At 65.8% G+C, this 24,697-nt stretch carries 20 protein-coding genes; 12 read left to right on the top strand and 8 right to left on the bottom strand.

The genetic code is table 11. The annotated features are described in order from the left end of the window. Both BRAD285_RS25515 and BRAD285_RS25510 read left to right on the top strand, forming a co-directional pair. Positions 1 to 264: a hypothetical protein gene (locus BRAD285_RS25515; RefSeq protein ID WP_006615386.1), complete on the top strand. Its 264-nt coding sequence runs from the start codon at positions 1 to 3 to the stop codon at positions 262 to 264. Between the two features lie 563 nt (positions 265 to 827). Beyond that, complete coding sequence (locus tag BRAD285_RS25510; protein ID WP_006612252.1) at positions 828 to 1,370, top strand: PRC-barrel domain-containing protein; 543 nt, start codon at positions 828 to 830, stop codon at positions 1,368 to 1,370. Positions 1,371 to 1,445: 75 nt separating this feature from the next. Here the strand turns inward: BRAD285_RS25510 and BRAD285_RS25505 are convergent, their stop codons facing one another. The 5 genes from BRAD285_RS25505 to BRAD285_RS25485 form a co-directional block, all read right to left on the bottom strand. After that, complete coding sequence (locus tag BRAD285_RS25505; protein ID WP_006612251.1) at positions 1,446 to 2,831, bottom strand: ATP-binding protein; 1,386 nt, start codon at positions 2,829 to 2,831, stop codon at positions 1,446 to 1,448. Positions 2,832 to 2,856: 25 nt separating this feature from the next. Next, complete coding sequence (locus BRAD285_RS25500) at positions 2,857 to 3,597, bottom strand: response regulator (protein WP_006612250.1); 741 nt, start codon at positions 3,595 to 3,597, stop codon at positions 2,857 to 2,859. A 428-nt stretch (positions 3,598 to 4,025) separates the two neighbouring features. Then, entirely contained in the window at positions 4,026 to 5,237 is a 1,212-nt protein-coding gene (locus BRAD285_RS25495; RefSeq protein WP_006612249.1) for an ABC transporter substrate-binding protein, read from the bottom strand. 203 nt (positions 5,238 to 5,440) lie between these two features. Further along, positions 5,441 to 7,078: a DUF4403 family protein gene (locus BRAD285_RS25490; RefSeq protein WP_006612248.1), complete on the bottom strand. Its 1,638-nt coding sequence runs from the start codon at positions 7,076 to 7,078 to the stop codon at positions 5,441 to 5,443. Between the two features lie 239 nt (positions 7,079 to 7,317). Continuing rightward, entirely contained in the window at positions 7,318 to 8,016 is a 699-nt protein-coding gene (locus BRAD285_RS25485; RefSeq protein WP_006612247.1) for a L,D-transpeptidase, read from the bottom strand. Positions 8,017 to 8,374: 358 nt separating this feature from the next. Between BRAD285_RS25485 and BRAD285_RS25480 the strand changes: the two genes are divergently transcribed. From BRAD285_RS25480 to BRAD285_RS25470, 3 genes are all read left to right on the top strand, one after another. Then, the gene (locus BRAD285_RS25480) at positions 8,375 to 9,430 is read left to right on the top strand and encodes a glycosyltransferase family 1 protein (protein ID WP_006612246.1); all 1,056 of its coding nucleotides are present in this window, start codon (positions 8,375 to 8,377) and stop codon (positions 9,428 to 9,430) included. Between the two features lie 51 nt (positions 9,431 to 9,481). Beyond that, complete coding sequence (locus BRAD285_RS25475) at positions 9,482 to 10,171, top strand: class I SAM-dependent methyltransferase (RefSeq protein WP_085962810.1); 690 nt, start codon at positions 9,482 to 9,484, stop codon at positions 10,169 to 10,171. Between the two features lie 142 nt (positions 10,172 to 10,313). Continuing rightward, complete coding sequence (locus BRAD285_RS25470) at positions 10,314 to 10,946, top strand: hypothetical protein (protein WP_006612244.1); 633 nt, start codon at positions 10,314 to 10,316, stop codon at positions 10,944 to 10,946. Between the two features lie 295 nt (positions 10,947 to 11,241). Here BRAD285_RS25470 and BRAD285_RS25465 read toward each other — a convergent pair whose 3' ends face one another. After that, the gene (locus tag BRAD285_RS25465; protein WP_035646566.1) at positions 11,242 to 12,903 is read right to left on the bottom strand and encodes an aminotransferase class III-fold pyridoxal phosphate-dependent enzyme; all 1,662 of its coding nucleotides are present in this window, start codon (positions 12,901 to 12,903) and stop codon (positions 11,242 to 11,244) included. A 38-nt stretch (positions 12,904 to 12,941) separates the two neighbouring features. Between BRAD285_RS25465 and asd the strand changes: the two genes are divergently transcribed. The 7 genes from asd (at position 12,942) to BRAD285_RS25430 (ending at position 20,818) form a co-directional block, all read left to right on the top strand. After that, entirely contained in the window at positions 12,942 to 13,817 is an 876-nt protein-coding gene (gene asd, locus BRAD285_RS25460) for an archaetidylserine decarboxylase (RefSeq protein ID WP_006612242.1), read from the top strand. Positions 13,818 to 13,926: 109 nt separating this feature from the next. Beyond that, positions 13,927 to 14,943: an NUDIX hydrolase gene (locus BRAD285_RS25455; RefSeq protein WP_006612241.1), complete on the top strand. Its 1,017-nt coding sequence runs from the start codon at positions 13,927 to 13,929 to the stop codon at positions 14,941 to 14,943. 110 nt (positions 14,944 to 15,053) lie between these two features. Then, entirely contained in the window at positions 15,054 to 15,578 is a 525-nt protein-coding gene (locus BRAD285_RS25450) for a (2Fe-2S)-binding protein (protein ID WP_006612240.1), read from the top strand. Beyond that, positions 15,575 to 16,591: a xanthine dehydrogenase family protein subunit M gene (locus BRAD285_RS25445; protein WP_006612239.1), complete on the top strand. Its 1,017-nt coding sequence runs from the start codon at positions 15,575 to 15,577 to the stop codon at positions 16,589 to 16,591. Before BRAD285_RS25450 ends, BRAD285_RS25445 begins: the two co-directional genes overlap by 4 nt. A gap of 4 nt (positions 16,592 to 16,595) precedes the next feature. Continuing rightward, entirely contained in the window at positions 16,596 to 18,800 is a 2,205-nt protein-coding gene (locus BRAD285_RS25440; RefSeq protein ID WP_006612238.1) for a xanthine dehydrogenase family protein molybdopterin-binding subunit, read from the top strand. An 83-nt stretch (positions 18,801 to 18,883) separates the two neighbouring features. Beyond that, the gene (locus BRAD285_RS25435; protein WP_006612237.1) at positions 18,884 to 19,762 is read left to right on the top strand and encodes a DMT family transporter; all 879 of its coding nucleotides are present in this window, start codon (positions 18,884 to 18,886) and stop codon (positions 19,760 to 19,762) included. A gap of 162 nt (positions 19,763 to 19,924) precedes the next feature. After that, a complete protein-coding gene (locus BRAD285_RS25430; RefSeq protein WP_006612236.1) occupies positions 19,925 to 20,818 on the top strand; it encodes a DUF3313 domain-containing protein in 894 nt (297 codons plus the stop codon). A gap of 628 nt (positions 20,819 to 21,446) precedes the next feature. Here BRAD285_RS25430 and BRAD285_RS25425 read toward each other — a convergent pair. After that, entirely contained in the window at positions 21,447 to 23,405 is a 1,959-nt protein-coding gene (locus BRAD285_RS25425) for a MacB family efflux pump subunit (RefSeq protein WP_035646031.1), read from the bottom strand. Beyond that, positions 23,405 to 24,697 carry an efflux RND transporter periplasmic adaptor subunit gene (locus tag BRAD285_RS25420; protein ID WP_006611528.1) on the bottom strand — a complete coding sequence of 431 codons (1,293 nt, stop codon included), beginning with the start codon at positions 24,695 to 24,697 and terminating at the stop codon, positions 23,405 to 23,407. Before BRAD285_RS25420 ends, BRAD285_RS25425 begins: the two co-directional genes overlap by 1 nt.

The following is a 24,697-nucleotide window of genomic DNA, read 5'->3' as shown; positions in this document are numbered from 1 at the left end:
ATGGCCGTGAAGGCAACGGACATCAAGGCAGCCGACATTCACTTCCGCGGGCTCGACGGCACATTGCCCGGCGTGCGCGTGCTGGACCTGCCACGTAACAATCCCTGCGCCCAATGCGGCGAGCCGATCGCGCTGCCCTCTTGGGTCGAGAAGGACGGCCGCCGCACGGCCTATCTCTGGCACTGCCGGCTCTGCGACTACCGCTATGAGACGATCGCGTTCTACGCGGAAGCGGTCGACGAGGGCGGCGCGCTGGCTGCGTAGGTTGATCGCGAGCTCTTCGCCGCTCTGACGGTCGGCTCCCTCTCCCCGTTCTTCACGGGGAGAGGGCTGGGGTGAGGGGCAACCGCACGGGAAGTGCTTGCTAAGCAGAAGCATAGGTTGCTCGCTGGACGCGACTGCCCCAGAATAGATCCGGTACCGACCGCAAGTATGAAGTAGCATCACATGTCGCTTGCAACGGCACGGCCGCTACCCTGTTAGGCGAGACGCCCGCCGCTGGCGGCTTCTCAGGCGGGACTTGGTGTCGGTGAGATCTCCACGCTATTAGCCAGGACTGGGGCGCGTCGGGGTGCGTGTGCCTTACAAACACCTCCCGTGCGGCTGCCCCTCACCCCAACCCTCTCCCCGTAAGAACGGGGAGAGGGAGCGGACCGTCCTCGCAGTTAGCAGATTGCCTTCCCGTCAACACCCCGAACCGTCACAAAGTAACACTGCCGCGCTGCACTGAGACCGCTTGTCGCGCAGCATGAGAAATCGTGGTTCCGGCGGAACGCGGAATGGCCGGTGCAGTTCTCTCGTCACCATTCACTGAGAGGAGACACCACATGGTGATGAAGACTGTTGCGGCCGGCCTTGCCGGTTCCCTGCTGCTCGCAACCGCGGCTTTCGCTGCCGAGAGCACCTCGACCACGACCAGCACCACGATCAAGAGCGACACCACCGCGGCGTCCTACCAGGGTGACTGGCGCAGCTCGAAGCTGGTCGGCGTGAAGGTCTACAACAACAACAATGAGAATGTCGGCTCGATCGACGACCTGCTGGTCGACAAGAGCGGCAACGTCAAGGGCGTCGTGATCGGCGTCGGCGGCTTCCTCGGCATGGGCGAGCACCTCGTCGCCGTCTCGTTCGACCAGGTGAAGTTCTCGGATCAGCCGGTGCAGTCGAACACCGCGTCCAACGCCCCGGCCTCGGGCACGACGTCGTCGACCAACCCGCCGGCCTCCACCACCACGACCGGCGCGGCCACCGGCACTTCGTCGTCGTCCTCGATGAGCTCCTCGAAGAGCCGCTGGTATCCCGACCATGCGATGATCAACGCCACCAAGGATCAGCTGAAGTCGATGCCCGAGTTCAAGTACTCGGAGTAATCGGCCTCGGCCTCACGGCCAGTCGATACCTATCTGGATGCGGCGCGCCCGGATTCGTCCGGGCGCGTTCGCGCGTCATGCCGCCGGTCGAAGATGCGACTTGCTGAGCGGCAGCTCGATGCGCGCAATCAGTCCGTTCGGCTTGCGGTCATGCAGCGACAACTCGCCGCCATGAGCCTGGACGATCGCCTTCGCGATCGACAGGCCGAGGCCGAAGCCGGTGGCTTCGTCCATGTTGCGGGCATCATCGCCGCGCACGAACGGCTCCAGCATATCGGGCTTGCGCGCATCGCTGATGCCGGGCCCATTGTCCTCGACGTCGATGACGAGCCCCTGGCCCTGGATAGTCAGGCGGATGATGGTCTCGGTGCCGTATTTGACGGCATTCTCCACCAGGTTGGTTACCGAGCGCATCATGTCGTCCGGCCGGACGGTGGCCATGGCATGCGCCGGACCGACATAGCCGACATTGTGTCCGACATCCGCGAACTGGTCGGCGACCAGCTGAAGGATGCTCGCAATGTCCACCAGCGTCATCGGCTCCAGCTTGCGGCCGTTGCGCAGGAAGGACAGCACCGAGCCGAGCATCGCATGCATCTGATCGAGGTCGGCGAGCATGCGGCTGCGCTGCAGCTCATCGTCGACGAATTCGCAGCGTAGCCGCATGCGCGTCAGCGGCGTGCGCAGGTCATGGCTGATCGCCGCCAGCATCTTGGTGCGGTCGTTCATCAGCGCGGTGATGCGCTGGCGCATCCGGTTCAGCGCGCGCGCCAGCGAGCGGATCTCCTCCGGACCGCGCTCGGGCAGAGCGGGGGCGTCGCCATCGAGGCTGAAATTCTCGGCCGCCTTGGCGAAGCTCGACAGCGGCGATGTCAGCGCGCGTGCCGCCCACAGGCCGAGCAGGGTGGTGCTGATCAGCGCGAACATGATCGTGGTCAGCCAGGGAGCGCCCCAGAATGGCGGCCGGTGCGGCCGGTCGGTCATCCGGGCCGAGACCATCTCGCCGTCCGGCAGCGCGAAGATGACGTGGCGCACCGGCGAGCCCGGTGGCGGCATGAAGACGCGAAAGCCCGGGCCAAGGCCACGAAAGCCGCCTGGACCGTGCGGCCGCCCCTCGGCGATGTCCGGTGGGACGGGGCGAGCGTCGGCGCCGGGCGGCTCACGCAAGCGGCCGGCATCGGCCGGCACTGGACCCGCATAGGGGGCGAGCTGAAATTCCGGATAGGCACGCGCGATATCGGCGATCAGCCGCGGCCGTTCGTCGGTCGGAGCCCGTCCGAGAATGCGGACGGCGGTCGTGAGCTGGAACGGCCCGGCCTCGTTCTCCTGCTCGGGCTGTTCGGCGCGATAGATCAGGAACGTCGCCGTGATGATGGCGTGCAGCGCCACGATCGAGATGGCCACCAGCGCCGTGATCTGGCCGCGGATTCCCTTCAGGTTGAGAAAGCCGATCGACGTCATCACGAGCCTGTCCCAATTCGGCCGATCAATGGCTCTGCGGCGCCGTCACCACCTCGACGACAGGCGTGAACATGTAGCCGCCGGACCGCACGGTCTTGATCATCGTGGCCTCCTGCGGATCCGGCTCGATCTTGCGGCGGATGCGGCTGACGAGAACGTCGATCGAGCGTTCGAACGAGCCGGCGCTGCGGCCTTGCGTCAGGTCGAGCAGACTGTCACGCGACAGCACGCGGCCCGGCCGCTCGCAGAAGGTGCGCAGCAGATCGAACTCGGCGCTGGTCATGGCCACGCGGGCCCCTTCGGGATTGCGCAGCTCGCGCAGGCGGAAATCGATCCTCCAGCCGAGGAAGCACAGCGCGGTCGCGCCTTCGGTGGCGCTCGCGGTCATCGCCGCCGCCTGCCGGCGCAGCACGGCATTGATGCGGGCGAGCAGCTCGCGCGGATTGAACGGCTTCGGGAGATAGTCGTCGGCGCCCATCTCGAGGCCGAGAATGCGATCGACGTCCTCGCCGCGCGCGGTGAGCATGATGATCGGCACCTGCGATTCCGCGCGCAGCTTGCGGCAAAGGGTGAGGCCGTCCTCGCCGGGCAGCATCACGTCGAGGATCAGCAGGTCGATGCGGTGATCACCCATGATCCGGGTCATCTCGCGGCCGTCGGTCGCGGTCGTCACGTTGCAGGCATTATTACGCAGATATTTCGCGATCAGCGTCCGCGTCTCGCGGTCGTCCTCGACGACCAGGATGTGGGGTTGTGTCTGGGCCATGATTTCAATTGACCTAGAATCGCGGCCTTTTGCGAAGTTTTTTGTTACGGAATGTTTCCTGAGCGGCAACGTCCGGCAAGGCGTGGACACCGTCTACACCCCGTGTTGCGGCTTTGATGTGGGGACGTCAAGCGCGATACGGAGGGCAGAGGTGCTGTGGTGGGAGGCGGCTGCATCGGGCTACCTGGGAGTGCCCGGCGGAATGTAGAACCATGCAATGGTTGTTATTGCGCCCTCTCCCCTTGTGGGAGAGGGCATGTAGGAAGGTGGAGCAGATTCGGTTGGGTGAGGGGTCTCTCTCCACGTGTGTGCTCGTTGAGAGAGACCTCTCACCCAACCGAGCAATTGGATGAGCCGGCGATGCCCTCTCCCACAAGGGGAGAGGGCACTGTATTGCGCAGTCTCGCTGCGGCGACAAGGAGCTCTTCCTACTTGACCAGGGGGCAGCCGCCCTTGTCGAGCGGGCGGAAGGCTTCGTCGCCCGGGACGGTCGCGATCAGCTTGTAGAGATCCCAGTCGCTCTTCGATTCCTCGGGCTTCTTGACCTCGAACAGGTACATGTCGTGGACCATGCGGCCGTCGATGCGGATCTTGCCGTTCTTGGCGAAGAAGTCGTTCACCGGCATCGCGCGCATCTGCTCCATCACCTTCGGCGCCTCGTCGGTTCCGATCGCCTCGATGGCTTTGAGGTAATGCATGGTCGCGGAGTAGAGGCCGGCCTGGATCATGGTCGGCATGTGTCCGACCTTCTCGTTGAAGCGCTTCGAGAAGGCGCGGGTCTCGTCGTTCATGTCCCAGTAGAATGCATCGGTGACGATCAGGCCTGATGTCGACTTGATCCCCAGCGAATGCACGTCAGTGATCTCCATCAGCAGCGCGATCATCTTCTGGCCGCTCTGCGCCAGGCCGAATTCGGCAGCCTGCTTCAGCGCGTTCTGGGTGTCGCCGCCGGCATTCGCCAGGCCCACGACCTTGGCCTTGGAGGCCTGTGCCTGCAGCACGAAGGACGAGAAGTCCGACGAGTTCAAGGGATGCCGGACATCGCCGAGCACCTTGCCGCCGGCCTCCTTGACGACGTTGGCGGCATCGCGTTCCAGCGCCTGGCCGAATGCGTAGTCCGCGGTGATGAAGAACCAGGTGTCCTCGCCGCGCTTGACCATCGCCTTGCCGGCGACGTTCGACAGCGCATAGGTGTCGTAGGTCCAGTGCACGGTATTCGGCGAGCATTGCGTGCCGGTGATGTCGGACGAACCGCCGCCGGAATTGATGTGGATCTTGTTCTTCTCGCGCGTCAGCGCCGAGATCGGCAGCGCCACCGAGGAGGTCGGCACGTCGAAGATGGCATCGACCTTCTCATTGTCATACCAGTTGCGGGCGATGTTGACGCCGACGTCAGGCTTGTTCTGGTGGTCGGCGGAGACCACCTCGACCTTCTTGCCCTTGACCTTGCCGCCGTAATCCTCGACCGCCATCTGCACGGCCGCAAGCGAGCCCTTGCCGGTGGCGTCCGCATAAAGGCTCGACATGTCCGTGAGCACGCCGATCTTGACGATATCGTCCGAGATCGTCTGGGCAGATGCGGTTCCGCAGAGGGCTGCCAGCGCGATGGCTGCAGCGGCGGTTTGTGCCAAGGGTCTCATATGTTTCTCCCGAGATTGTTGTTGTTAGTGGGAGAGTTCTAGCTGCCTTGCTGCGCCCTGCAAAGCAAGTCGGCGCATGGGACGGTTGCGAAAGGTTTCGGACGAGAGCGCGAGGAGATCAGGACGAACCGTCATCGTGCTTTAGGTTGTTGTTTGCGCATGATCTTTTCGGAGAACCGCTGCGCACTCTTCCGGATCATGCTTTAGAGCGCCGGCAGCGAATTCACCCGCACCGTCATGGTGCCCTCGGCCGTGGCGATCACGCGCAGCGTCGTCGTGTCGAAGGCGATGTCGGTCAGGGCCAGGTTGTTGACGTCGGTATCGACGCGGATGCCGTTCTCGTTCTTCTGCAGCTCGGCGATCGCGGTGGCGATCTTCTCGCGGACATTGTCGGCGAACGGCTTCAGGTCGATCACGGAACGCTCCATCAAGGCGCGTTGCAGATGGGGCACGGCGGCGCGGGCGGCGGCGCCGAGCAGGCCGAAAGCGGCATCCGATTCGACGGCGAGCTGCAGGTCGGAGAGACGCAGGATCTGCTGCGCCTGGTCGATCATCGGGCGGCCCCAGATATGCACCGTCGCGTCGGCGCCGAGGCCGAAGAAGCTCTCTTTCTCCTTGCCCTTGACCTGGAGCGAAATGAGCAGGCGGTTGCCGGAGGGCACGACGGTGGCATGCTTGACGGTTACCGCGACGGGACCGGAGCCGTCCTCGGGGAAGGTCCTCCCTGCGAGTTGCGAATCGACCAGCTTGTTGAGTTCAGTGAAGGGCACGTCGATCGGAACCGCGACGTTGATGCCGCCGGCCGTCGGCGGAATGATCGTGAGCTTTTCGGGGAAGGGACACACCGGCTTGGTCTCCGCCGCCGTCACCTTCGTTTCCGCCTCGATGCCGATCGTGATGCTGGCGATGTTGGAGTCGATGACGGGCTGGGCCGCGAGCGCCCGCGTCGGCTTGATCTCGAGCCAGACGGCGGGGAGGCCGGGGGCGGTGCCCTGCAGCGGCACCGAGCGGCAGGCGCGGGCCCATTGCGCCTGCGCGTTGCGCTTCATCGTCGGGTCCTTGCGCAGCCGGTCGCTGAGCACGGCGAGCTGATCATTCACGGTCTTGTCGATCACCGGCTTCATCTGCGCCGGTACGTTGACCCGGGCGCCGGCCACCGTGAGCGCGGTGTCGCCGAGATTGACCTGGGCGGAGAAGTTCGGCTCGACATACCAGGAGGTCGCCAGCCGCGGCCGCATCGCGATCAGGACATTGCCCTTGATGTCGGCGGTGGCGTTCAAATTCTTGATGTTGATACCGCCGATCTGCTTGGCGGCGTCGGAGCCGAGCAGGCCGCCGAGGGCGTCGCCGATCGCGCCGGTGGCTTTGGACGACAGCGAGCCCGTGACGTTCAGCCGGCCCGACAGCGGTGTCGCCAACGACAGCGTATCCTGGGTGCCGGTCGCGGCGATAGCGCCGCGGTTGACCGTCCAGCCGATATCGGCGTTCTGCAGGATCTGGCTGACGGGATTATCGGCCTTGCCGGAGAAATTGCGCGGGGTCGCCTTCTCGGCGGCGTCCCGGATGGCACCGAGCGAGATCGAGACCGGCGCCATCATGATCGAATTGCGCGTGGCCGGCGGCAGCGGCGGCAGCTGAGTGAGCTGCGGCGCCGGCGTGCTGCCCGAGAACAGAAAGACCTCCCACGCGATGATGCCGATCAGCACGAGGGCGGCGAGGCCGGCGGCGCCGATCAGGATCAGCCGCAGCCGTGGCGGCGAGCGCCGCGGCGGGGGCTGCGTTCTCGGGGCGAGCGGGTGAGGCTTGCCCTGCCAATCCGGTCGGGGCGTCGGAAGGTTCATGTCGGATTCCACGGACTCCAGCCGCCCACGTGCCGGCTGCTGCCGGGCGCGGGCGAAAACGCGGTTAATACAAGATTGCCGAGCTTACAGGGCCGGACGGAGGCGCGCCAGGGCAGCGAACGAAGCAGGTAGCCATCAATCAGCCGTGATGGTGAACGGGGCAGGGCACGCAAAGAAGTGACCGCCGGGGCTTATGGGCCACGGCGGTCCAGTCAGGGAGGATCAGAAAAAAGAGGGGCTCAGCGCGTCACGCGGCCGAGATCGGCGCGGCGCTCCATCGGCAGCACGATCACCTTGGCGCCGACATTGACGCGGGAATAGAGGTCGATGACGTCCTGGTTGGTCAGGCGAATGCATCCCGATGACACATGGGTGCCGATCGTCTCGGGCGCGTTGGTGCCGTGGATACGATAGACGGTGCCGCCGAGATACATCGCGCGGGCGCCGAGCGGATTGCCCGGGCCGCCGGCCATGTGGCGCGGCAGATAAGGCTGACGCGCAATCATCTCCGGCGGCGGCGTCCAATCCGGCCACTCCGCCTTCTTGGTGACCGACTGCACGCCCGACCAGGTGAAGCCGTCGCGACCGACGCCGATGCCGTAGCGCATCGCTTGGCCGTTGCCGGTGATGTAGTACAGATACTTGTTAGGCGTATCGATCACGATTGTCCCGGGCGCCTCGCGGGTCGCGTAGCTCACGACCTGGCGACGCAGACGTGCCGGCAACTCATAGGCCGTTGCCTCGTCCTCGCGCGGATTGATGATCTGCGGCGCGGCCGCAGGCGGCTCATAGGTCGCGACCGGCGGCGGCAGCAGGAACGGGAAGGGAAGCGGCGCAGGCGGGGCGGCGCGTGTCGGAGTCGCAGCCATCATGGCGCCTGCGACCAGCGCACCAAGCAGAAAATGGGAGGATGAACGGACTTTGCCTGAGGTGAGCATGGACGTCCCCTGTTTGATTATTTGACGCCGTGCCGTCGTCAGTCCGATCGGCACCGGTGAAAATCAGCTGCCTGTCATCATTGTTATTGGCGCATTGGACGAGCGCCTGATGCTGCAACTCATAAGGGAGAAAAGTTTCGGTGCGTTTGCGCGGTGCAGCCAAAACGGTTTCGTCGGCTTAACCGTTTGTTTCATGACGGTTTCACGACAGCGCCCGCGCGACGGCGCCACAAATCGCGGGGAAAACGGCCGCCGGCGGGCAAAAACACCTTCGACAGTTCGATGACGTCACACGCCTGAAATAACAATGTCGGAATTTGCGGCTGTTCAGAATCGCTGCAACTTTCCGGATCGCCTTATGCGAATCTTAATCGCTACCGACGCCTGGCACCCGCAGGTCAATGGCGTGGTGCGCACGCTCACTTCGCTGTCGCGGGCGGCTGCCGGTCTCGGCGCCGACATCACCTTCCTCACGCCGGAAGGCTTTCCGTCGTTCGGCGTGCCGACCTATCCTGGCCTGCGCCTTGCGATCCCCAAACCGAGCGAGATCGCTCGTCGCATCGAGGCGGCTGCGCCCGACGCCATCCATATCGCGACCGAAGGCACGATCGGCTGGTCGGTGCGGCGCTACTGCGTGCGCCACGGCCTGCCCTTCACCACGTCCTATACGACGCGCTTCCCTGAATATGTCTCGGTGCGGACCGGCATTCCCGACGCGGTCGGCTACTGGGTGATGCGCCGCTTCCACGATGCGGCCGCGATGACCATGGTTGCCACCAACTCGCTGCGGCAGGAGCTCGCAGGGCGCGGCTTCAAGAAGCTCGGCTTCTGGACGCGCGGCGTCGACACCAAGCTGTTCAATCCCGATGAGCCGGCTGCGCTCGATCTGCCGCGACCGATCTTCCTGTCTGTCGGCCGCGTTGCGGTCGAGAAGAATCTCGAAGCGTTCCTGTCGCTCGATCTGCCGGGCTCGAAGGTCGTAGTGGGCGATGGCCCGGCGAAGGCCGAGTTGCAGCGCCGCTTCCCGACAGCGCATTTCCTCGGCGAGAAGAAGGGCAAGGACCTGACCGCCCACATGGCGGCCGCCGACGTCTTCGTCTTCCCGAGCCTGACCGATACATTCGGCGTGGTGCAGTTGGAATCGCTCGCCTGCGGCACGCCGGTGGCGGCGTTCCCGGTCACGGGGCCGCTCGACGTCATCGCCGATCATCCGATCGGCGCGATCGACTGGGACCTGCGCGCGGCGTGTCTGAAGGCGCTGACGATGTCGCGCGAGACCTGCCGCGCGTTCGCCCTCGACCGCTCCTGGGAGAACAGCGCGCGCCAGTTCATCGGCAATCTGGCCGTGCTGCAGCCGTCGCGCGTCATTCGTCCCACCCCGGTGCTGGCCGGACAGAGCGCCGTGCGCGGCTGACGGCAAACTTTACGTCACTCGATCAATTCCAAAACCAAGTGAGATGTAACGATGGCAGAAACCATGAAGCTCGACGGCGCGCGGGAGCTCGACTTCGATCGCGAGCAGGTCGAGCAGGCCTATGACCGTTGGGCGCCGATCTACGACCTCGTGTTCGGCGGCGTGTTCGAGAAGGGCCGCAAGGCCGCGATCTCGGCCACCAACAAGATGGGCGGCCGCGTGCTCGAGGTCGGCGTCGGCACCGGCATCTCGCTGCCGCTCTATGCCCCGCATGTCCGCGTGTTCGGCACCGACATCTCCGAGGCGATGCTCGGCAAGGCGATGCGCCGCGTCGCCGACCAGCGGCTGAAGAATGTCGAGGGTCTGGCGGTGATGGACGCCGAAAACCTCGATTTCCCCGATGATTCCTTCGACGTCGTGATGGCGCAATATGTCGTCACCGCCGTGCCGAACCCGGAGGTCGCGCTCGACGAGTTCGCCCGCGTGCTGCGTCCCGGCGGCGAGCTGATCATCCTGACCCGCGTCAGCGCCGATGACGGCCTGCGCCGCGTCATCGAGCAGGCGCTGCAGCCGGTGGTGCGCCGGCTCGGCTTCCGCACCGCCGAGTTCGGCTGGTCGCGCTACATGCGCTGGCTCGCCGGCGCGCAGCGCATGGAGCTGGTCGAGCGTCGCCTGATTCCGCCGCTTGGCCACTTCTCGCTGGTCCGCTTCCGCAAGATGGATCTCGCTGCCGCAGCCTGAGGCGCGGCAGCCTCCCATCGCCTGCGGCCTTCCCCGTAGTTTCCAACGTTTTCCTGCGTCCGATCGTGTGACATCTTGATGATGTCACGAGATCTACATCGAATCCCTGTACACGACCTGCAACTCATTCTTCGGAGCAACCATGATCAAGAACTTTCTGGAGCAGCTGCGGATCCAGCGCTGGGACGACCACCGCTACTATCACCACAGCCGAATCAATCAGAGCCTGCACTTCGTCAGCGCGCTCAGCTTCATGATCGCCTATGTCATGATGGTGTTCGATCCCTTGGTCTCGGCGCTGATCGGCTGGCTGGTCTCGATGACCTCGCGCCAGGCGGGCCACTTCTTCTTCGAGCCGAAGGGCTACGACCACGTCAATCAGGCGACCCACGAGCACAAGGAAGAGATCAAGGTCGGCTACAATCTGCAGCGCAAGGTCGTGCTGATGTCGATCTGGGCCGCCGCTCCGGTGGTGCTCTATCTGCAGCCGACTCTGTTCGGCCTGCTGTCGCCCTGGACCAGCGCGATGGACTTCGTCCGCGAGACCGCCAAGCTGTGGCTGGTGATCGGCATCGGCGGCCTGATGTTCCGCACCATCCAGCTGTTCTTCATCCGTGACGTCGAGACCGGCCTCGTCTGGATGACCAAGATCATCACCGACCCGTTCAACGACTTCATGCAGTACCGCTCCGCTCCGCTGGCGCTGCTGCGCGGCGAGTTGATCGATCCGGGCCTGCACCTGATGAACGAAGGCCTCGAAGAACAGCACGCCTGAGCTGGTTTGAAGCCTGAACTATCGCGATGCCCGGGCCCGTCCCGGGCATCGGTGTTTGTGGGGAAGCGTCAGTGTTCTTCAGGAAGCGAAAGTGAGATCGATCGCGCACGCAGCCGAAGCGATGCTGCCACCCTCCCCTGGAGGGGGAGGGTCGACGCGCGTGCAGCGTGCGTCGGGGTGGAGTGATCTCTCCGCGCGCGCCGGTGCATGCGGAGAGATCACCCCACCCCGCCTCACGTGCCGCTGCGCGCCCCGTAAGGCGACCCTCCCTCTCCAGGGGAGGGTGAGAGGGGGCTCACCGGCCGAAAGCGGCCCCGAGCATCTCTTTCAGGATCTGGCGCTTGATCGCCTTGTTGGTGAGAGAGCCGTCGTTCCACCACCAGCCGTCCTGCTTCATCTTCTCGGTTGCCGAGACGATGCGCTTCGTCACCTCGGCGAAATCGGCGTCGGTGTAGTTGAGGCTGAAGATGAAGCGGCCGGTGCCGACCCAGCTCAGCGCCAGGCCTTCGGCGCGCAGGTAATATTGCAGCATCCAATTGTAGCGCGACGGCACGGTGTACTCGACCAGCCAGATCGACTGCATGTTGGAGACGCGCACCGGCAGGTCCTTGGCGGTGAGCTCCGCATTGAGCGTTGCGGCGCGGCCATTCCAGGTGTCGTCGAGGCCATCATAGATGGCGCGGAAGTTGGGGCTGTCGAGCCGGCTCAGGAACTCGTCCATCGCCGTCATCACATACGGGTGCGAGTTGAAGGTGCCGCGCGCGAAGCAGATATCGGCGGGACGGTCGTCGCGAAAGCGGCGCATATACTCCTTCTTGCCGCAGACCACGCCGATCGGCAGCCCGCCGCCGAGGCTCTTGCCGTAGGTCACCATGTCGGCCTTCACGCCGAAATATTCCTGGGCGCCGCCCGGCGCGAGCCGGAAGCCGAGGAAGACCTCGTCGAACAGCAGCACGATGCCGCGCTCCGTGCAGACCTCGCGCAGCTGCTTCAGCCACGCGGTGTAGGCCTCGCGATCGTATTTTCCCTTGCGCGAGGAATCGACCAGCGCGGAATCGCCGGGCGCATTGCTGTTCGGATGCAGCGCCTGCAGCGGGTTGACCAGCACGCAGGCGATGTCGCGCCGCGTGCGCAGTACGTGCAGGGTCCGCTCCGACATCTCGGCCAAGGTGTAGGTCTCGTGCGGCGCGATCGGATTGCCGACGCCGGGCTGCACGTCACCCCACCAGCCGTGATAGGCGCCGGCAAAGCGCACCAGATGGCTGCGCCCGGTATGGTAGCGGGCGAGCCGCACCGCCTGCATGACTGCCTCGGTGCCCGACATGTGGAACGAGACCTCGTCCATGCCCGACAGCTCGGTCAGCCGCTTCACGTTGTCGGCCACGACGGGGTGATACAGCCCGAGCACCGGGCCGAGCGCCTGCGCGCGCCGCTCGGCGGCCGCGATGCACTCCTTGTAGAAGTCGTAGCCGAAGATGTTGACTCCGTAGGAGCCGGTGAGGTCGTAGAACTGGTTGCCGTCGAGATCGGTGATCGTCACGCCGGACGACGACTGCATGAACGAGCCGGCGCCGAGCTGCTCCTTGACCAGTCGGCTGTACTGGAACGGCACCCGGTAGGCCTGGGTGAACTGCAAATCGGAAATGCGGCTCGCGGCCTCGGCTGTCAGGGCACGGCTCTTGGCGAATTTATCCTGGAACAGCGCGCCGAGCCGGAAGAAGCCGTCCTGACGCTGCGTGGCGATCGCCTGGGGCGCGCCGTCAGAGCGGAAGAAATCGTCGATGTCGAACTCATAGCGCGGGATCAGCTTGGAGATCCGGCGGGACATCTTGGAATGGCCGGCCAGCGAGCGGTGCTTGGCGCGCGACAGTTCGATGCGAGCCTTGACCTTCGGGGCGACAGCGGCCGTCACGGCAGCGCCAACGGCGAGCGATACATAAGGAATCGAGGTTTCCATCATGTCCAAAAGCGCTAACCCCACCTGCTGACAGATTCATGACAGTCAAAAGCCTGATCGCCTCCTTCACCCAACAGGAAAATCTCAACTTCCTGCTCACCAACCGCGTGCCGCGCGCCGCGCTGACCCGCTTCATGGGCTGGTTCTCCAAAATCGAGAATCCGCTGGTCAAGGACGCCTCCATCGCGCTGTGGAAGCTGTTCTCCGATCTCGACCTCTCCGAGGCCAAGGAGAGCCAGTTCAAGAGCCTGCACGCCTGCTTCACCCGCGAGCTGAAGCCCGGCTTGAGGCCATTTGATTCCGATCCCGCAATCGTGACGACGCCGTCGGACGGTATCATCGGCGCCCACGGGCTGATCCGCGACGGCGAGATGTACCAGATCAAGGGCGCGCCGTACTCATTGAAGGATCTGGTCGCCGATCCCGCCGTCGTCGAGACCCACCGCAACGGCAGCTTCGTCACGATCCGGCTGACGTCGAGCATGTATCACCGCTTCCACGCGCCGGCGGATATGACGCTCGAGCATGTCAGCCTGATCCACGGCGACGTCTGGAACGTCAATCCGATCGCGCTGAAGCGCGTCGAGCGGCTGTTCTGCAAGAACGAGCGCGCGGTGATCCGCACGCATCTCGGAACCGGCGAGCCGTTCACGATCGTGCCGGTCGCCGCGATCCTGGTCGCGAGCATTCGCCTGCATGCACTGGATCGCGTCTTGAATGCGCAGACCGAACGGCCGCTCACTTATGTCTGTAACAACGAGGTGAAGAAAGGCGACGAGCTTGGCTGGTTCGAGCATGGTTCGACCATCATCCTGCTGGCTCCCGGCGACTTCAGCTTCGCAGCCGACATCACCGAGGGCGCGCGTGTCAGAGCAGGGCAGCCACTGTGGCGCAGGCGCGTCGCCGCCGACTGAATATGACGGAAGCACGACGGCAATCTCGATTTCGCCGTTGCGCGTGCCCATATCCTGGCGTTGAACTGGCGAATCGGCGGGCTGCAACCCGCAAGGCGTGGGAGAGGCGATGGCGAGAACGCCGATCATGGCAGCAGGCGGCATCGTGCTGCGGCGGGAGCAACCGCCGCGGATCGCGGTCGTGCGCCTGCGCAAGCGCGACGAATGGGTGCTGCCGAAGGGCAAGCTCGACGACGGCGAGACGCCGCGCGACGCAGCCAAGCGCGAGGTGCTGGAGGAGACCGGTCACAAGGTGACCGTGCACGAATTCCTCGGCACGCTCGTCCATGACACCGGCACGCGCTCCAAGGTCGTGCACTACTGGCGGATGGAGGCGACGGGGACGCAGACGCAGCCGCTGATGGACGACGTCCGCGCGGTCGACTGGCTGCCGCTCGATGCCGCGGTCGAACGGCTGTCGCGCGATCATGAGAAGACGTTCCTGGAAACGGTCGGACCCTATGCGTTGGCCGGCCTGATCCGAAAGGCCAAGGCGAAGCCGGCGCAGGAGCCCAAAGCCGCTGTTGAAAAGCCGGCGGTTGAGAAGGCTGCGGACGTAAAAGCCCCCCTTGAAAAGCCGGCAACCGAGAAGCCCGCGATGGCCAAGAAGCGCCGCAGCCGCGCGGCGCCGCAGTCCGTGCCGTCCGAGCTGCCTGCCGTGCCGCCAGCCGTGGTCGAGCCCGTCGAGGCGATCCCGCAGGCCATCGAGATCATGGAGGCCACCCCGGAGATCGCGAGCGAACCGGCGCTCGATGCGAGCTCCGCGTTGGATCGCTCCGAACCGACTGCAGCCCAGGCGGCATTGCCGCCGCAAACGGAGCCGGCGGCCGCGCCAGAGCCTGCGGCTCCCGAGCGCGTGCCGGCGGATCTCGAGCGCGTCGAGGCTGTCGCCGCCGCCATCAAATCGCTCGTGCCTTCGGCTGCTGAGCCGGTCGCTCAGGCCGGCCAACAGAGCGAGGATGCGCCGAAGCCAGAATCCGAGGCTGAGCCGCAGGACGGTGCCAGCGCCGAAGTTGATTCGCCGGACGGCCGTGGCCGTCGCAGTCTCGCGCAGAAGATGCGGGCCTGGCTCGGCCGGGCGGCCTGAGCGGGAGGGGCTCGGCGGCGCGCAGCCGGTCCTGCTGTCCGCCACGCGAAAATTGCTGCGAACCATTCGCGCCATTGCGGGTTGATGCGGGTCCGTCAACGGAGACCCCCATGAGCCCGTCGCGCGAGAGTGCCGCATCTCTCACCAAACCTGCCCCGCTGTCCGTCACCTTGCGGATCAACGGCGAAAGCCGCACCTTGTCGGTCGCGCCGTGGACGACGTTGCTCGACCTGCTGCGCAACCACCTCGATCTCACCGGCACCAAGAAGGGCTGCGACCACGGCCAGTGCGGCGCCTGCACCGTGCTGATCGACGGCCGCCGCACGCTCTCCTGCCTGACGCTCGCGGTCATGAAGGACGGCGCCGAGATCACCACGATCGAGGGCCTCGCCAAGGGCGACGAGCTGCATCCGCTGCAGCAGGCTTTCATCGATCACGACGCCTTCCAATGCGGCTATTGCACGCCGGGCCAGATCTGCTCGGGCGTCGGCCTGATCGCGGAAGGCAGGGCGAAAAGCAAGGACGAGATCCGCGAGCTGATGAGCGGCAACATCTGCCGCTGCGGCGCCTATCCGAACATCGTCGGCGCGATCGAGCAGGCCATGAACAAGCAGGACATGGGAGGCGGCCGATGAACAATTTCGATTACGCGCGCGCCAGCGATGTCGCCGAGGCCGTCAGGCTGAAGGCGGATACGCCCGATGCCAAATTCATCGCCGGCGGCACCAATCTGATCGACCTGATGAAGTATCACGTCGAGCAGCCGCGCCGTCTCATCGACATCAGCCGCCTGCCGCTGAACGCGGTGGAAGAGACCAGCGTCGGCGGCGTCAGGATCGGCGCGCTGGTGCCGAACAGCACGCTCGCCTATCACCCTGTGATCGAGAGCCGCTATCCGCTGCTGTCGAGCGCGATCCTTGCCGGCGCCTCGGCGCAGCTGCGCAACATGGCCTCGACCGGCGGCAACCTGCTGCAACGGACCCGCTGCGCCTATTTCTACGACGTCGCCACGCCCTGCAACAAGCGCACACCCGGCGATGGCTGCTCGGCGATCGACGGCCTCAACCGCAATCATGCGATCCTCGGCACCAGCGCGAACTGCATCGCGACCCATCCGTCCGACATGTGCGTGGCGCTGGCCGCGCTCGAAGCAACCGTGCACGTCGCAGGCCCGCAGGGCGAGCGCACGATCGCCTTCGCCGATTTCCATCGGCTCCCGGGCGACCGGCCCGATCTCGACAACACGCTGCGCGCCGACGAGATCATCACCGCGATCGAACTGCCGGCGCAGGGTTTTGCCGCCAACTACAGCTATCTCAAGATCCGCGACCGGCTGTCTTACGCCTTCGCGCTGGTCTCGGTCGCCGCGGCGCTTGAGCTGGACAATGGGGTCATTCGCGACGCACGGTTCGCGCTCGGCGGCGTCGCTCACAAGCCGTGGCGCAACGAGGCCGCGGAAGCCGCGCTGCGCGGCCAGGCGCCCGAGCGCGTCGCCTTCGAGCGCGCGGCGGATATCCTCCTCCAGGAGGCCACGTCGCATCGGCACAACGCCTTCAAGCCTCGGCTCGCCCGCCGCGTCATCGTCCGCACCCTGACGCAGGCCGCCAACGCCACGCCGCAGATTCAATCCATCAAGACCATCCGGTGATCTCATGACTGCTCACATCGGCACCGCCACCTCGCGCGTCGACGGCCGCGCCAAGGTCACGGGTTCGGCCAAATATGCCGCCGAGTTCTCCGCGCCCGATCTCGCCTACGGCGTCGTGGTCAGCTCCACGATTCCGAAGGGGCGCATTGTCAGCATCGATGCCAGCCGCGCCCGTGCCGTCGACGGCGTGATCGACGTGTTGACCCACACCAACCGCGTCCGCATGGCTGACAAGGACGACGGCTACCGCGATGAGGTCGCGCCCGAGGACGGCTCGCCCTATCGGCCTCTTTACGACGACCGCGTGCATTTCAACTTCCAGCCGGTCGCGCTGGTCGTGGCCGAGGATGAGGACACCGCGCGCTTTGCCGCGACGCTGGTCGATGTCCGTTATCACACCGAGGACTTTGCGACCGATTTGCATGCGAAGCGTGAGCAGGCCTTCAAGGTGGACAAGCCCGTCAAGCCGCGCGGCGACGCCACCAAGGCGCTGGCCGGCGCGCCCGTGCGTCACGATGCCGATTATGGTGTGCCGATCGAGTATCACAATCCGATGGAGCTCTATGGCTCGACCGTGCTCTGGAAGGACGGCGGGAAGCTCGTGGTCTACGACAAGACCCAGGGCGTGCAGAACGTGCAGCGCTATGTGTGCAGCGTGTTCGAGCTGAAGGAGGACGACGTCCAGGTGATGTCGCCGTTCGTCGGCGGCGCCTTCGGCTCCGGCCTGCGGCCGCAATTCCAGGTCGCACTGGCGGCGATGGCGGCGCTGAAGCTCAAGCGCGCGGTGCGCGTCGTGCTCAGCCGCGCGCAGATGTACGGCCTGTGCTACCGCCCGGCGACCATCGAGCGGCTGGCGCTCGGCGCCACGAATGACGGCGCGCTGAAGGCGCTGACGCATGAAGCCATTTCGATGACCTCGCAGCACGAGGCATTCTCGCGCAACGATATCGGCTGGGGCGACGTGCTCTACACCTCCGAGAATTCACGCGCGACGCACCGGCTCGCCAAGCTCGACGTGCCGACCCCCGGCGACATGCGCGCGCCGGGCGCGGCGAGCGGCGTGTATGGCCTGGAATGCGCGATGGACGAGCTTGCCGTCGCGCTGAAGATGGACCCGCTGGAGCTGCGGCTGCGCTGCTACACGGATCGCGACCAGGACAAGAACCTGCCGTTCTCCAGCAAGCGGCTGAAGGAATGCTACCAGCAGGGCGCCGACGCCTTTGGCTGGGCGAAGCGCAGCGCCGAGCCGCGCTCGATGCGCGAGGGCCGCGAGCTGGTCGGCTGGGGCATGGCGAGCGGCGCCTGGGAGGCGATGCAGATGCCGTTCGCCTCGCGCATCGTGATGACCGCCAACGGCCATGTCGAGGTCGCCAGCGCCACCTCGGATATCGGCACCGGCACCTACACCATCATGGCGCAGGTCGCCGCCGACATGCTCGGCGTGCCGCTCGACAGCATCACGGTGAAGCTCGGCGACTCAACACTGCCGAAGGCACCGGTCGAGGGCGGCTCGTGGACCGCCGCCTCGATCTCGCACGCCATCGTCAATGCCGCCGACGACATCCGTGCCGAGTTGCTGACGATGGCGCAGACCATGCCGAATTCGCCGCTGCAGGGGCTGACCGCGGATGAGGTGACCCTGGCCAACGGCGCCATCGTCGCCATTGCCGACCGCAGCCGCTCGGTCCCGATGTCGGACGTCATGCGCCACGGCGGCAAGGACCGCATCGAGAAGGAGCGCGGCGCTGACTTCGAGGACGACGACACGCACGCCCACAACACCCATTCGGCTGTTTTCGCCGAGGTGAAGATCGACGAGGAGCTCGGTGTCATCAGGGTGACGCGCATCGTCAACGCCGTCGCCGCCGGCCGCATCCTCAACACCAAGACCGCGTCGAGCCAGATCATGGGCGGCGTCGTCATGGGCATCGGCATGGCCCTGCACGAGGAAGCCACGATCGACCATCGATTCGGCCGGATCATGAATGCGAACATTGCCGAGTATCACATGCCGGTGAACGCCGACGTTCATGATATCCAAGTGATCTTCGTCGACGAGGAGGATCGCATCATCAACAAGATGGGCATCAAGGGTGTTGGCGAGATCGGCATCGTCGGCGTTCCCGCCGCGATCGCCAACGCCGTGTATCATGCGACGGGCAAGCGCGTGCGCGACTTGCCGATCACTTTGGATAAGCTGCTGGGATGAGCATCGCTTGACCCGATACCAAGCGGGGACCATGATCGCCGGATGATCCCATCGTCCGACACGGGACGTACGTGCCGATTGTCATGGTCTCCGATCTGGCTGCGCTCGCAGCCGCGCTCAGCATCGCCGTCAGCAACATCATCGCGTCCTCGGCCGTTCGACATCTCGGACCGGTGGTGTTCAACGCCATCCGTCTGGCCGCCGCGCTCGTCACGGTGCTGATCACCGTCACGCTGCGAGGACATTGGGCGTCGCCTTCCATCGTCCAATTGCTGATGCTGGCGGGCTCGAGCCTCCTCGGCGTCGTCGTTGCGGATTCCTGCTTCTATGCGGCGCTGGCGCGACTCGGGCCGCGCCTGACGTCTGTGGTGTATGCGAGCTGGGCAGGCTTCGCCGCCATGCTCGGCTATCTGCTGCTCGGTGAGACCCTCTCGGTGATCAAGATCGGCGGCATCGGCTGCATCATGGCGGGCGTCTGCGTCGCCATCATCTTCAGACAACCCGGTGCGATCGCCGACGAGACCCACGGCTCGCTGCGTACCGGGCTCCTGTTCGGCCTTGCATCCGCGTTGTTCGCGGCCGCCGCGGTTCTGATCGCCCGGCCGGTGATGGCCATGGGACTGGATCCGGCGTTGGCCACCTCGATCCGTGCCGCGATCGGATTGGTCGCCTTGCTGATCTTGTCCGCGATGCCTGCCGTCCGAAGCGCGAGCCAGGCGAATGCATCCGTGGTCATCCGATCGGCGCTGAGCGGTGTGCTCGGGATGGGCGTGGGCATGACGCTCGTGCTGTTTGCATTGACGAGCCGGCCGGTCGGAATCGTGTCCAGCCTGTCGTCGACGACCCCGGTCATGATCCTGCCGCTGCTCTGGTGGAGCACTGGTCTCCGGCCGTCGGCGGCGGCTTGGTTCGGCGCTGTGCTGGCGGTCGTGGGCATCGCCGCAATCACCAGCGGATTTTGAAACCCGCGATCGTAACGCCAACAATCCTGCCGCACTCTCTCCTTGGTTCGCGGCGCCGGCGGACATCTCTCCACGCTTCCGCCCCACGCTGTCCGGATTGTCGGAGGACAAGCAGGCGGCGCCCGAGCCGGCGCAATTCGGTCAGCGTGAGGCGATCCCGGCATGGTCGACATCCAGCGTTTGGTCAGCTCAAGCAGGTCCCTGCCGGTGACGCATCTGGCGGCGCTGTGCGCGGCCGTCGGCCTGTCCGGCTGTGCGACGGCGCCGATCACGCAGAGCGGCGCGCTCGCGTCCTATCGCTCCCTGGAGGAGTCGAACGGCCTGCTCGCCAAGTCGGTGCTCAACATCAACAAGGACAATGTGCTGGCTGCGACGACGGTGCGCATCATGCCGACGACCTTCGCAGGCGACGTCGGATCGGTGCTCAGCGAGCCGCAGCAGAGGCTGGTGACGAACGCCGTCGACCGCGCGCTGTGCCTGAACCTCAGTGAGCGTTTCACCGTGGTGGCGCCGAACGAGCGGGCCGACCTGACGACGCGCACCTTCATCACGCAGGCGGCTGCGACGGATCCCGTTGCCGCGGGTGCCTCGAAGGTCGTCTCCGCCGTGCCCGGCGCGCTCGGCGTTCCCGTGCCGGTGCCGCGTCTGCCGATCGGGCTTGGCAGTCTCAGCATCGAAGCCGAGGCGGTCGATCGTCGTGGCCGGCAGCAGGCGGCGATGGTGTGGGCGCGCGGCGCCAACTCGTTCACCAACTCGCCCGTGATCTCGCAGGCCGGCGACGCCTATGATCTCGCCGGCTCGTTCAGCGCCGATTTCGGCCAGTTGCTGGTGACCGGCGAGACGCCCTTTGGCAAGCCACCGCGGATCCCCTCGATCGAGCGCATCGGCGCGGCACTCGGCGGCAAGCCGAAGAACCCCGCCTGCGAGGCGTATGGCAGAGACCCCGGCCTGATCGGCATGGTCGCCAACCGCCTCGGCGCCCCGCCGGAATGGGTCGACAAGGGCGCGCCTGCGTCCGAGGCACAGGCGAGCACGCAGATGGCGGCGAAGCGGTAGGGCAGGCCGCGCCAGCAGATAGAGAGAGGCTGTTGAAGCCAGCAGAGAAGAGAGCAGCGCTCGCCCCGAGCGCCGCTGCGCTCCCTCTCCCCGTTCTTCACGGGGAGAGGGTCGGGGGCGAGGGGCAGCCGCACGGGTGGTGCAACTACGAGCCGCCGACCTACGAGTCCGACGGTGCAACGGGGTAGCTTCTTATGTGCCATGCCCCTCACCCGGATTGCTGCGCAATCCGACCTCTCCCCGCAAAGAGCGGGGAGAGGTTTGCACCGCCGGTGCCGACCGAGATTGCCTGAGGGCCAGTTCGCGCGGAACGGATTGTGAGAGACATGGATGTAGAGACGATGAACACGAGGCCGCGCCGCAATGACAGTGCGCTCCCTCTCCCCGTTCTTCACGGGGAGAGGGTCGGGGTGAGGGGCAGCCGCACGGGTGGTGCGAGTAGTTGAGCCCAATTCTCTTGAATTCATCTCATCACATCGCAGAGCAAGTGGGAATACTCCATCGAGACTTCCCGTGTGTGGCTGCCCCTCACCCCAGCCCTCTCCCCGTAAGAACGGGGAGAGGGAGCATACTGCCGTTGCCGCCCCATGCGAGATCCACTCTGCCCATTGATGTTAATCTCTACAAACTACTCCCTCGCCAGCGCCGTCGCCGGATCGAGCCGGGACGCGTTGCGGGCGGGCATGTAGCCGAAGCCAATGCCGATGGCCATGGAGATCACGGCGGAGCCGACCATCGCGAGCGGCGAGTAGATCAGCTGGAAGCCGACATCGAGCGCGTTGAAGACGGTGCCGAAGCCGACCGCGAGCGACAAGCCGAGCGCGCCACCTAATAGACACACCAGCACCGCCTCGATCAGGAACTGCATTAGGATATCGCTGCGCCGGGCGCCGACCGCCATGCGCACGCCGATCTCGCCGACGCGCTCGGACACCGACACCAGCATGATGTTCATCACCCCGATGCCGCCGACCAGCAGCGAGATCACGGCGATCGCCGCGACCAGCAACGTCAGCACCTGCGTCGTGCTCTCGACGGTCTTGCGGATGTCGTCGGTGTTGAGGACGAAGAAGTCCTTGGCATTGTGCCGCGATGTCAAGAGCGCCGTCGCCGCGCGCTCGGCGTCGGCCATCGGCGTCGTCTCGTCGACGCGGACGCTGATGCTGCGCAGCACCTGGTTGCCGATGAAGCGCGCCTGCACGGTGGTGTAGGGCAGATAGACGATCGGCGTCGAGCTGGAGCCGAAGCCGGCCTGCTGCTGCTTGGTGACGCCGACGATTCGGCACGGCACCTTGCCGATCAGAACCACGCTGCCGAGCGGGCTGACATCGGAATCGGGAAACAGCGCCTTGCGCGCATTGTCGTCGATCACGGCATCCTGTGCGTAGGATCGCACCGTATCGGCATCGAGATAGCTGCCCTCCGCAAGCTCGGTGTTCTTGACGCGGAAATACTGCTCGCCGACGCCCGAGACCTGTGCGCTCACCTCGATCGCGCCATAGCGCAGCGTGCTGGTCGTCGAGACCGTCGGCGAGATCGCATCGACATAAGGCTGCTGCGCCATCACCTTGGCGTCGGCGAGCACCAGCGTCCTGATCTTGCTGGCCTTGGTGTCACCGAAATCCTTGCCCGGAAAGAATTCCAGCGTGTTGGTGCCGAGACGATTGATGTCCTTCAGCACCCTGGCCTGCGAGCCGCTGCCGAGCGCGAGCACCAGCACCACCGAGGCGACGCCGATGATGATGCCGAGCATGGTGAGGAAGGCGCGCATCCGGTGCGCATTCATCGCGAGCAGCGCCATCCGCGCCGCCTCGCGTAAGCGATCGAGCTGACTGCGCCACCACGACGAGGTGGAGGCGGGGTCATCGTCGGCCACAAGGCGTGGCGGCGGCGACGGCCGTGGATTGAGCCGGTCCGAGATGACGTGGCCGTCCTGGATCTCGATGATGCGCCGGGCGCGCTGGGCCACGCCGGCATCATGGGTGACGATGATGACGGTGCGGCCGGACGCACTGATCTCGTCGAGAATGCGCAGCACCTCCTCGCCGCTGGCGCGGTCGAGCGCACCGGTGGGCTCATCGGCGAGGATGACGTCGGGATCGTTGACGAGGGCGCGTGCGATCGACACCCGCTGCTGCTGGCCGCCCGAGAGTTGCCCCGGCCGGTGGCCGGTGCGGCTGCCCATGCCGAGCCGCTGCAGCAGGGCCTGGGCCTTGCCGCGCCGCTGCGTCGGACTTAAGCCCGCATACACTGCAGGCACCTCGGCATTCTCGGCGGCGGTCAGCTCGCCGAGCAGGTGATAGCGCTGGAAGATGAAGCCGAAATGCTCGCGCCGCAGGGCCGCCAGTTCGTCCGGGTCGAGCGAGCTGATCTCGCGCCCGGCGATCTTGTAGCTGCCGGAGGTTGGGCGGTCGAGACAGCCCAGGATGTTCATCAAGGTCGACTTGCCGGAGCCGGACTGGCCGATGATCGCGACCATCTCGCCGCGCGCGATGACGATGTCGACGCCGCGCAGCGCATGAACGGTGCCTTCGCCGGACGCATAGCGACGCCCGACGTTGCGCAGGTCTATCAGCAGCTCGGGCATCACAGGCCTCCGGCGGAGGGGGGCGGAGGCATGACGGTCTGCTTCGGTGCGTCGGTCGCGGCGGAGATGACCACGCGCTCGCCCTCGCGCAGGCCCGACTGCACCTCGGCCCGGATCTTGTTGTTGAGGCCGATCCGGATGCTGCGCTTCTGCAGCGTGCCGGCGTCGTCGAGCACGCGCACGGGATAGCTGCCGTCGGCATTGGCGTTGCCGAGCGCCGATGACGGGATGGTCAGCACGTTGCGCGCTTCGCCGAGCAGGATGTGGACCTCGGCCGTCATGTAGGTCATCAGTCGCCCATCCGTATTGGCGACGTCGAAGACGCCGTTGTAGTAGATCGCGGTCGAGCTCGAGGAGGACGACGTGCTGGTGCTGGAGGAGGATGACGTCGTGGTCGAGGAGAAGCTGGAGTCGGTCTTGACGGATTCCGGCGCGGGCTCGATGCTCCCGAGCGTCGCCGTGTAGCGGCGGTCCGGGTCGCCCAGGATGGTGAAGTAGGCATTCTGGCCCGGCCGCACCCTGACGACGTCGGCCTCGGAGATCTCGACGCGCACGGTCATGGTCTCGACCTGGCCGAGCACGACGATGGTCGGCGCCGACTGCACGGCGTTGACGGTCTGGCCCTGCGGGGTGGCGATCGCCAGCACGGTGCCGTCGATCGGAGCGGTGATCTTGGTGTAGCCGAGATTGACGCGCGCGGTCTCGATCGCGACCTCGGCCTCGACGATCTGCGCCTCGAGCTGCGCGATCTGCGCCTGGGTCTGCTTCACCGTGGCTTCGGCACTGTCATAGTCCGCGCGCGACGATGCCTTCTGCGCCAGCGTCGTCTGCTGCCGCGCCAAATTCGCCTCGGCGAGCGCCAGCGTGGCCAGCTTCTCGTCGCGCTGGGCGCGCACGTTGCGCAAGGCCGCCTCGTTGGTGCGCAGCGTGTATTGTTGAGTGAGCGAATCGATCTCGGCGATGAGATCGCCCGCTTTGACCTTCTGGCCGAGCTTGACGTTGAGCGCGACGAGCCTGCCGGAGACCTGGGCGCCGACCGCGACCAGCTTGACCGGCTTCAACGTGCCGGTGGCGAGCACGGTCTGCTCGATGTCGCCCGTCGTGACGGGCGCGGTGGCGAGGTTGGCGTTGGGATTGCGCGTATAGCGGTGGGCGATCAGGCCGAGCGCTGCAAGGGCGATGAGACCGGTGGTCAGCAGAGGCCAGCGTCGCCGCCGCTTCGGCTTCGGGGCAGTCGAGATGTCCGCCTCGATCGCGACCGGAGGAGGCATGTGGGGCAAGGGTGCATTCAT

It is taken from the genome of Bradyrhizobium sp. ORS 285 (genome assembly GCF_900176205.1).
In the GTDB taxonomy this organism is placed as follows: Bacteria; Pseudomonadota; Alphaproteobacteria; order Rhizobiales; family Xanthobacteraceae; genus Bradyrhizobium.
The sequence above is the reverse complement of the archived record's forward strand: the minus strand, read 5'-3'. Positions and strand labels throughout refer to the sequence as shown.

Excerpts from the sequence above, each read along its gene's own strand:
- BRAD285_RS25515 (WP_006615386.1), top strand. The coding sequence starts at position 1 with ATGGCCGTGAAGGCAACGGACATCAAGGCAGCCGACATTCACTTCCGC.
- BRAD285_RS25510 (WP_006612252.1), top strand. The coding sequence starts at position 828 with ATGGTGATGAAGACTGTTGCGGCCGGCCTTGCCGGTTCCCTGCTGCTC.
- BRAD285_RS25505 (WP_006612251.1), bottom strand. The coding sequence starts at position 2,831 with ATGACGTCGATCGGCTTTCTCAACCTGAAGGGAATCCGCGGCCAGATC.
- BRAD285_RS25500 (WP_006612250.1), bottom strand. The coding sequence starts at position 3,597 with ATGGCCCAGACACAACCCCACATCCTGGTCGTCGAGGACGACCGCGAG.
- BRAD285_RS25495 (WP_006612249.1), bottom strand. The coding sequence starts at position 5,237 with ATGAGACCCTTGGCACAAACCGCCGCTGCAGCCATCGCGCTGGCAGCC.
- BRAD285_RS25490 (WP_006612248.1), bottom strand. The coding sequence starts at position 7,078 with ATGAACCTTCCGACGCCCCGACCGGATTGGCAGGGCAAGCCTCACCCG.
- BRAD285_RS25485 (WP_006612247.1), bottom strand. The coding sequence starts at position 8,016 with ATGCTCACCTCAGGCAAAGTCCGTTCATCCTCCCATTTTCTGCTTGGT.
- BRAD285_RS25480 (WP_006612246.1), top strand. The coding sequence starts at position 8,375 with ATGCGAATCTTAATCGCTACCGACGCCTGGCACCCGCAGGTCAATGGC.
- BRAD285_RS25475 (WP_085962810.1), top strand. The coding sequence starts at position 9,482 with ATGGCAGAAACCATGAAGCTCGACGGCGCGCGGGAGCTCGACTTCGAT.
- BRAD285_RS25470 (WP_006612244.1), top strand. The coding sequence starts at position 10,314 with ATGATCAAGAACTTTCTGGAGCAGCTGCGGATCCAGCGCTGGGACGAC.
- BRAD285_RS25465 (WP_035646566.1), bottom strand. The coding sequence starts at position 12,903 with ATGGAAACCTCGATTCCTTATGTATCGCTCGCCGTTGGCGCTGCCGTG.
- asd (WP_006612242.1), top strand. The coding sequence starts at position 12,942 with ATGACAGTCAAAAGCCTGATCGCCTCCTTCACCCAACAGGAAAATCTC.
- BRAD285_RS25455 (WP_006612241.1), top strand. The coding sequence starts at position 13,927 with ATGGCGAGAACGCCGATCATGGCAGCAGGCGGCATCGTGCTGCGGCGG.
- BRAD285_RS25450 (WP_006612240.1), top strand. The coding sequence starts at position 15,054 with ATGAGCCCGTCGCGCGAGAGTGCCGCATCTCTCACCAAACCTGCCCCG.
- BRAD285_RS25445 (WP_006612239.1), top strand. The coding sequence starts at position 15,575 with ATGAACAATTTCGATTACGCGCGCGCCAGCGATGTCGCCGAGGCCGTC.
- BRAD285_RS25440 (WP_006612238.1), top strand. The coding sequence starts at position 16,596 with ATGACTGCTCACATCGGCACCGCCACCTCGCGCGTCGACGGCCGCGCC.
- BRAD285_RS25435 (WP_006612237.1), top strand. The coding sequence starts at position 18,884 with ATGGTCTCCGATCTGGCTGCGCTCGCAGCCGCGCTCAGCATCGCCGTC.
- BRAD285_RS25430 (WP_006612236.1), top strand. The coding sequence starts at position 19,925 with ATGGTCGACATCCAGCGTTTGGTCAGCTCAAGCAGGTCCCTGCCGGTG.
- BRAD285_RS25425 (WP_035646031.1), bottom strand. The coding sequence starts at position 23,405 with ATGCCCGAGCTGCTGATAGACCTGCGCAACGTCGGGCGTCGCTATGCG.
- BRAD285_RS25420 (WP_006611528.1), bottom strand. The coding sequence starts at position 24,697 with ATGAATGCACCCTTGCCCCACATGCCTCCTCCGGTCGCGATCGAGGCG.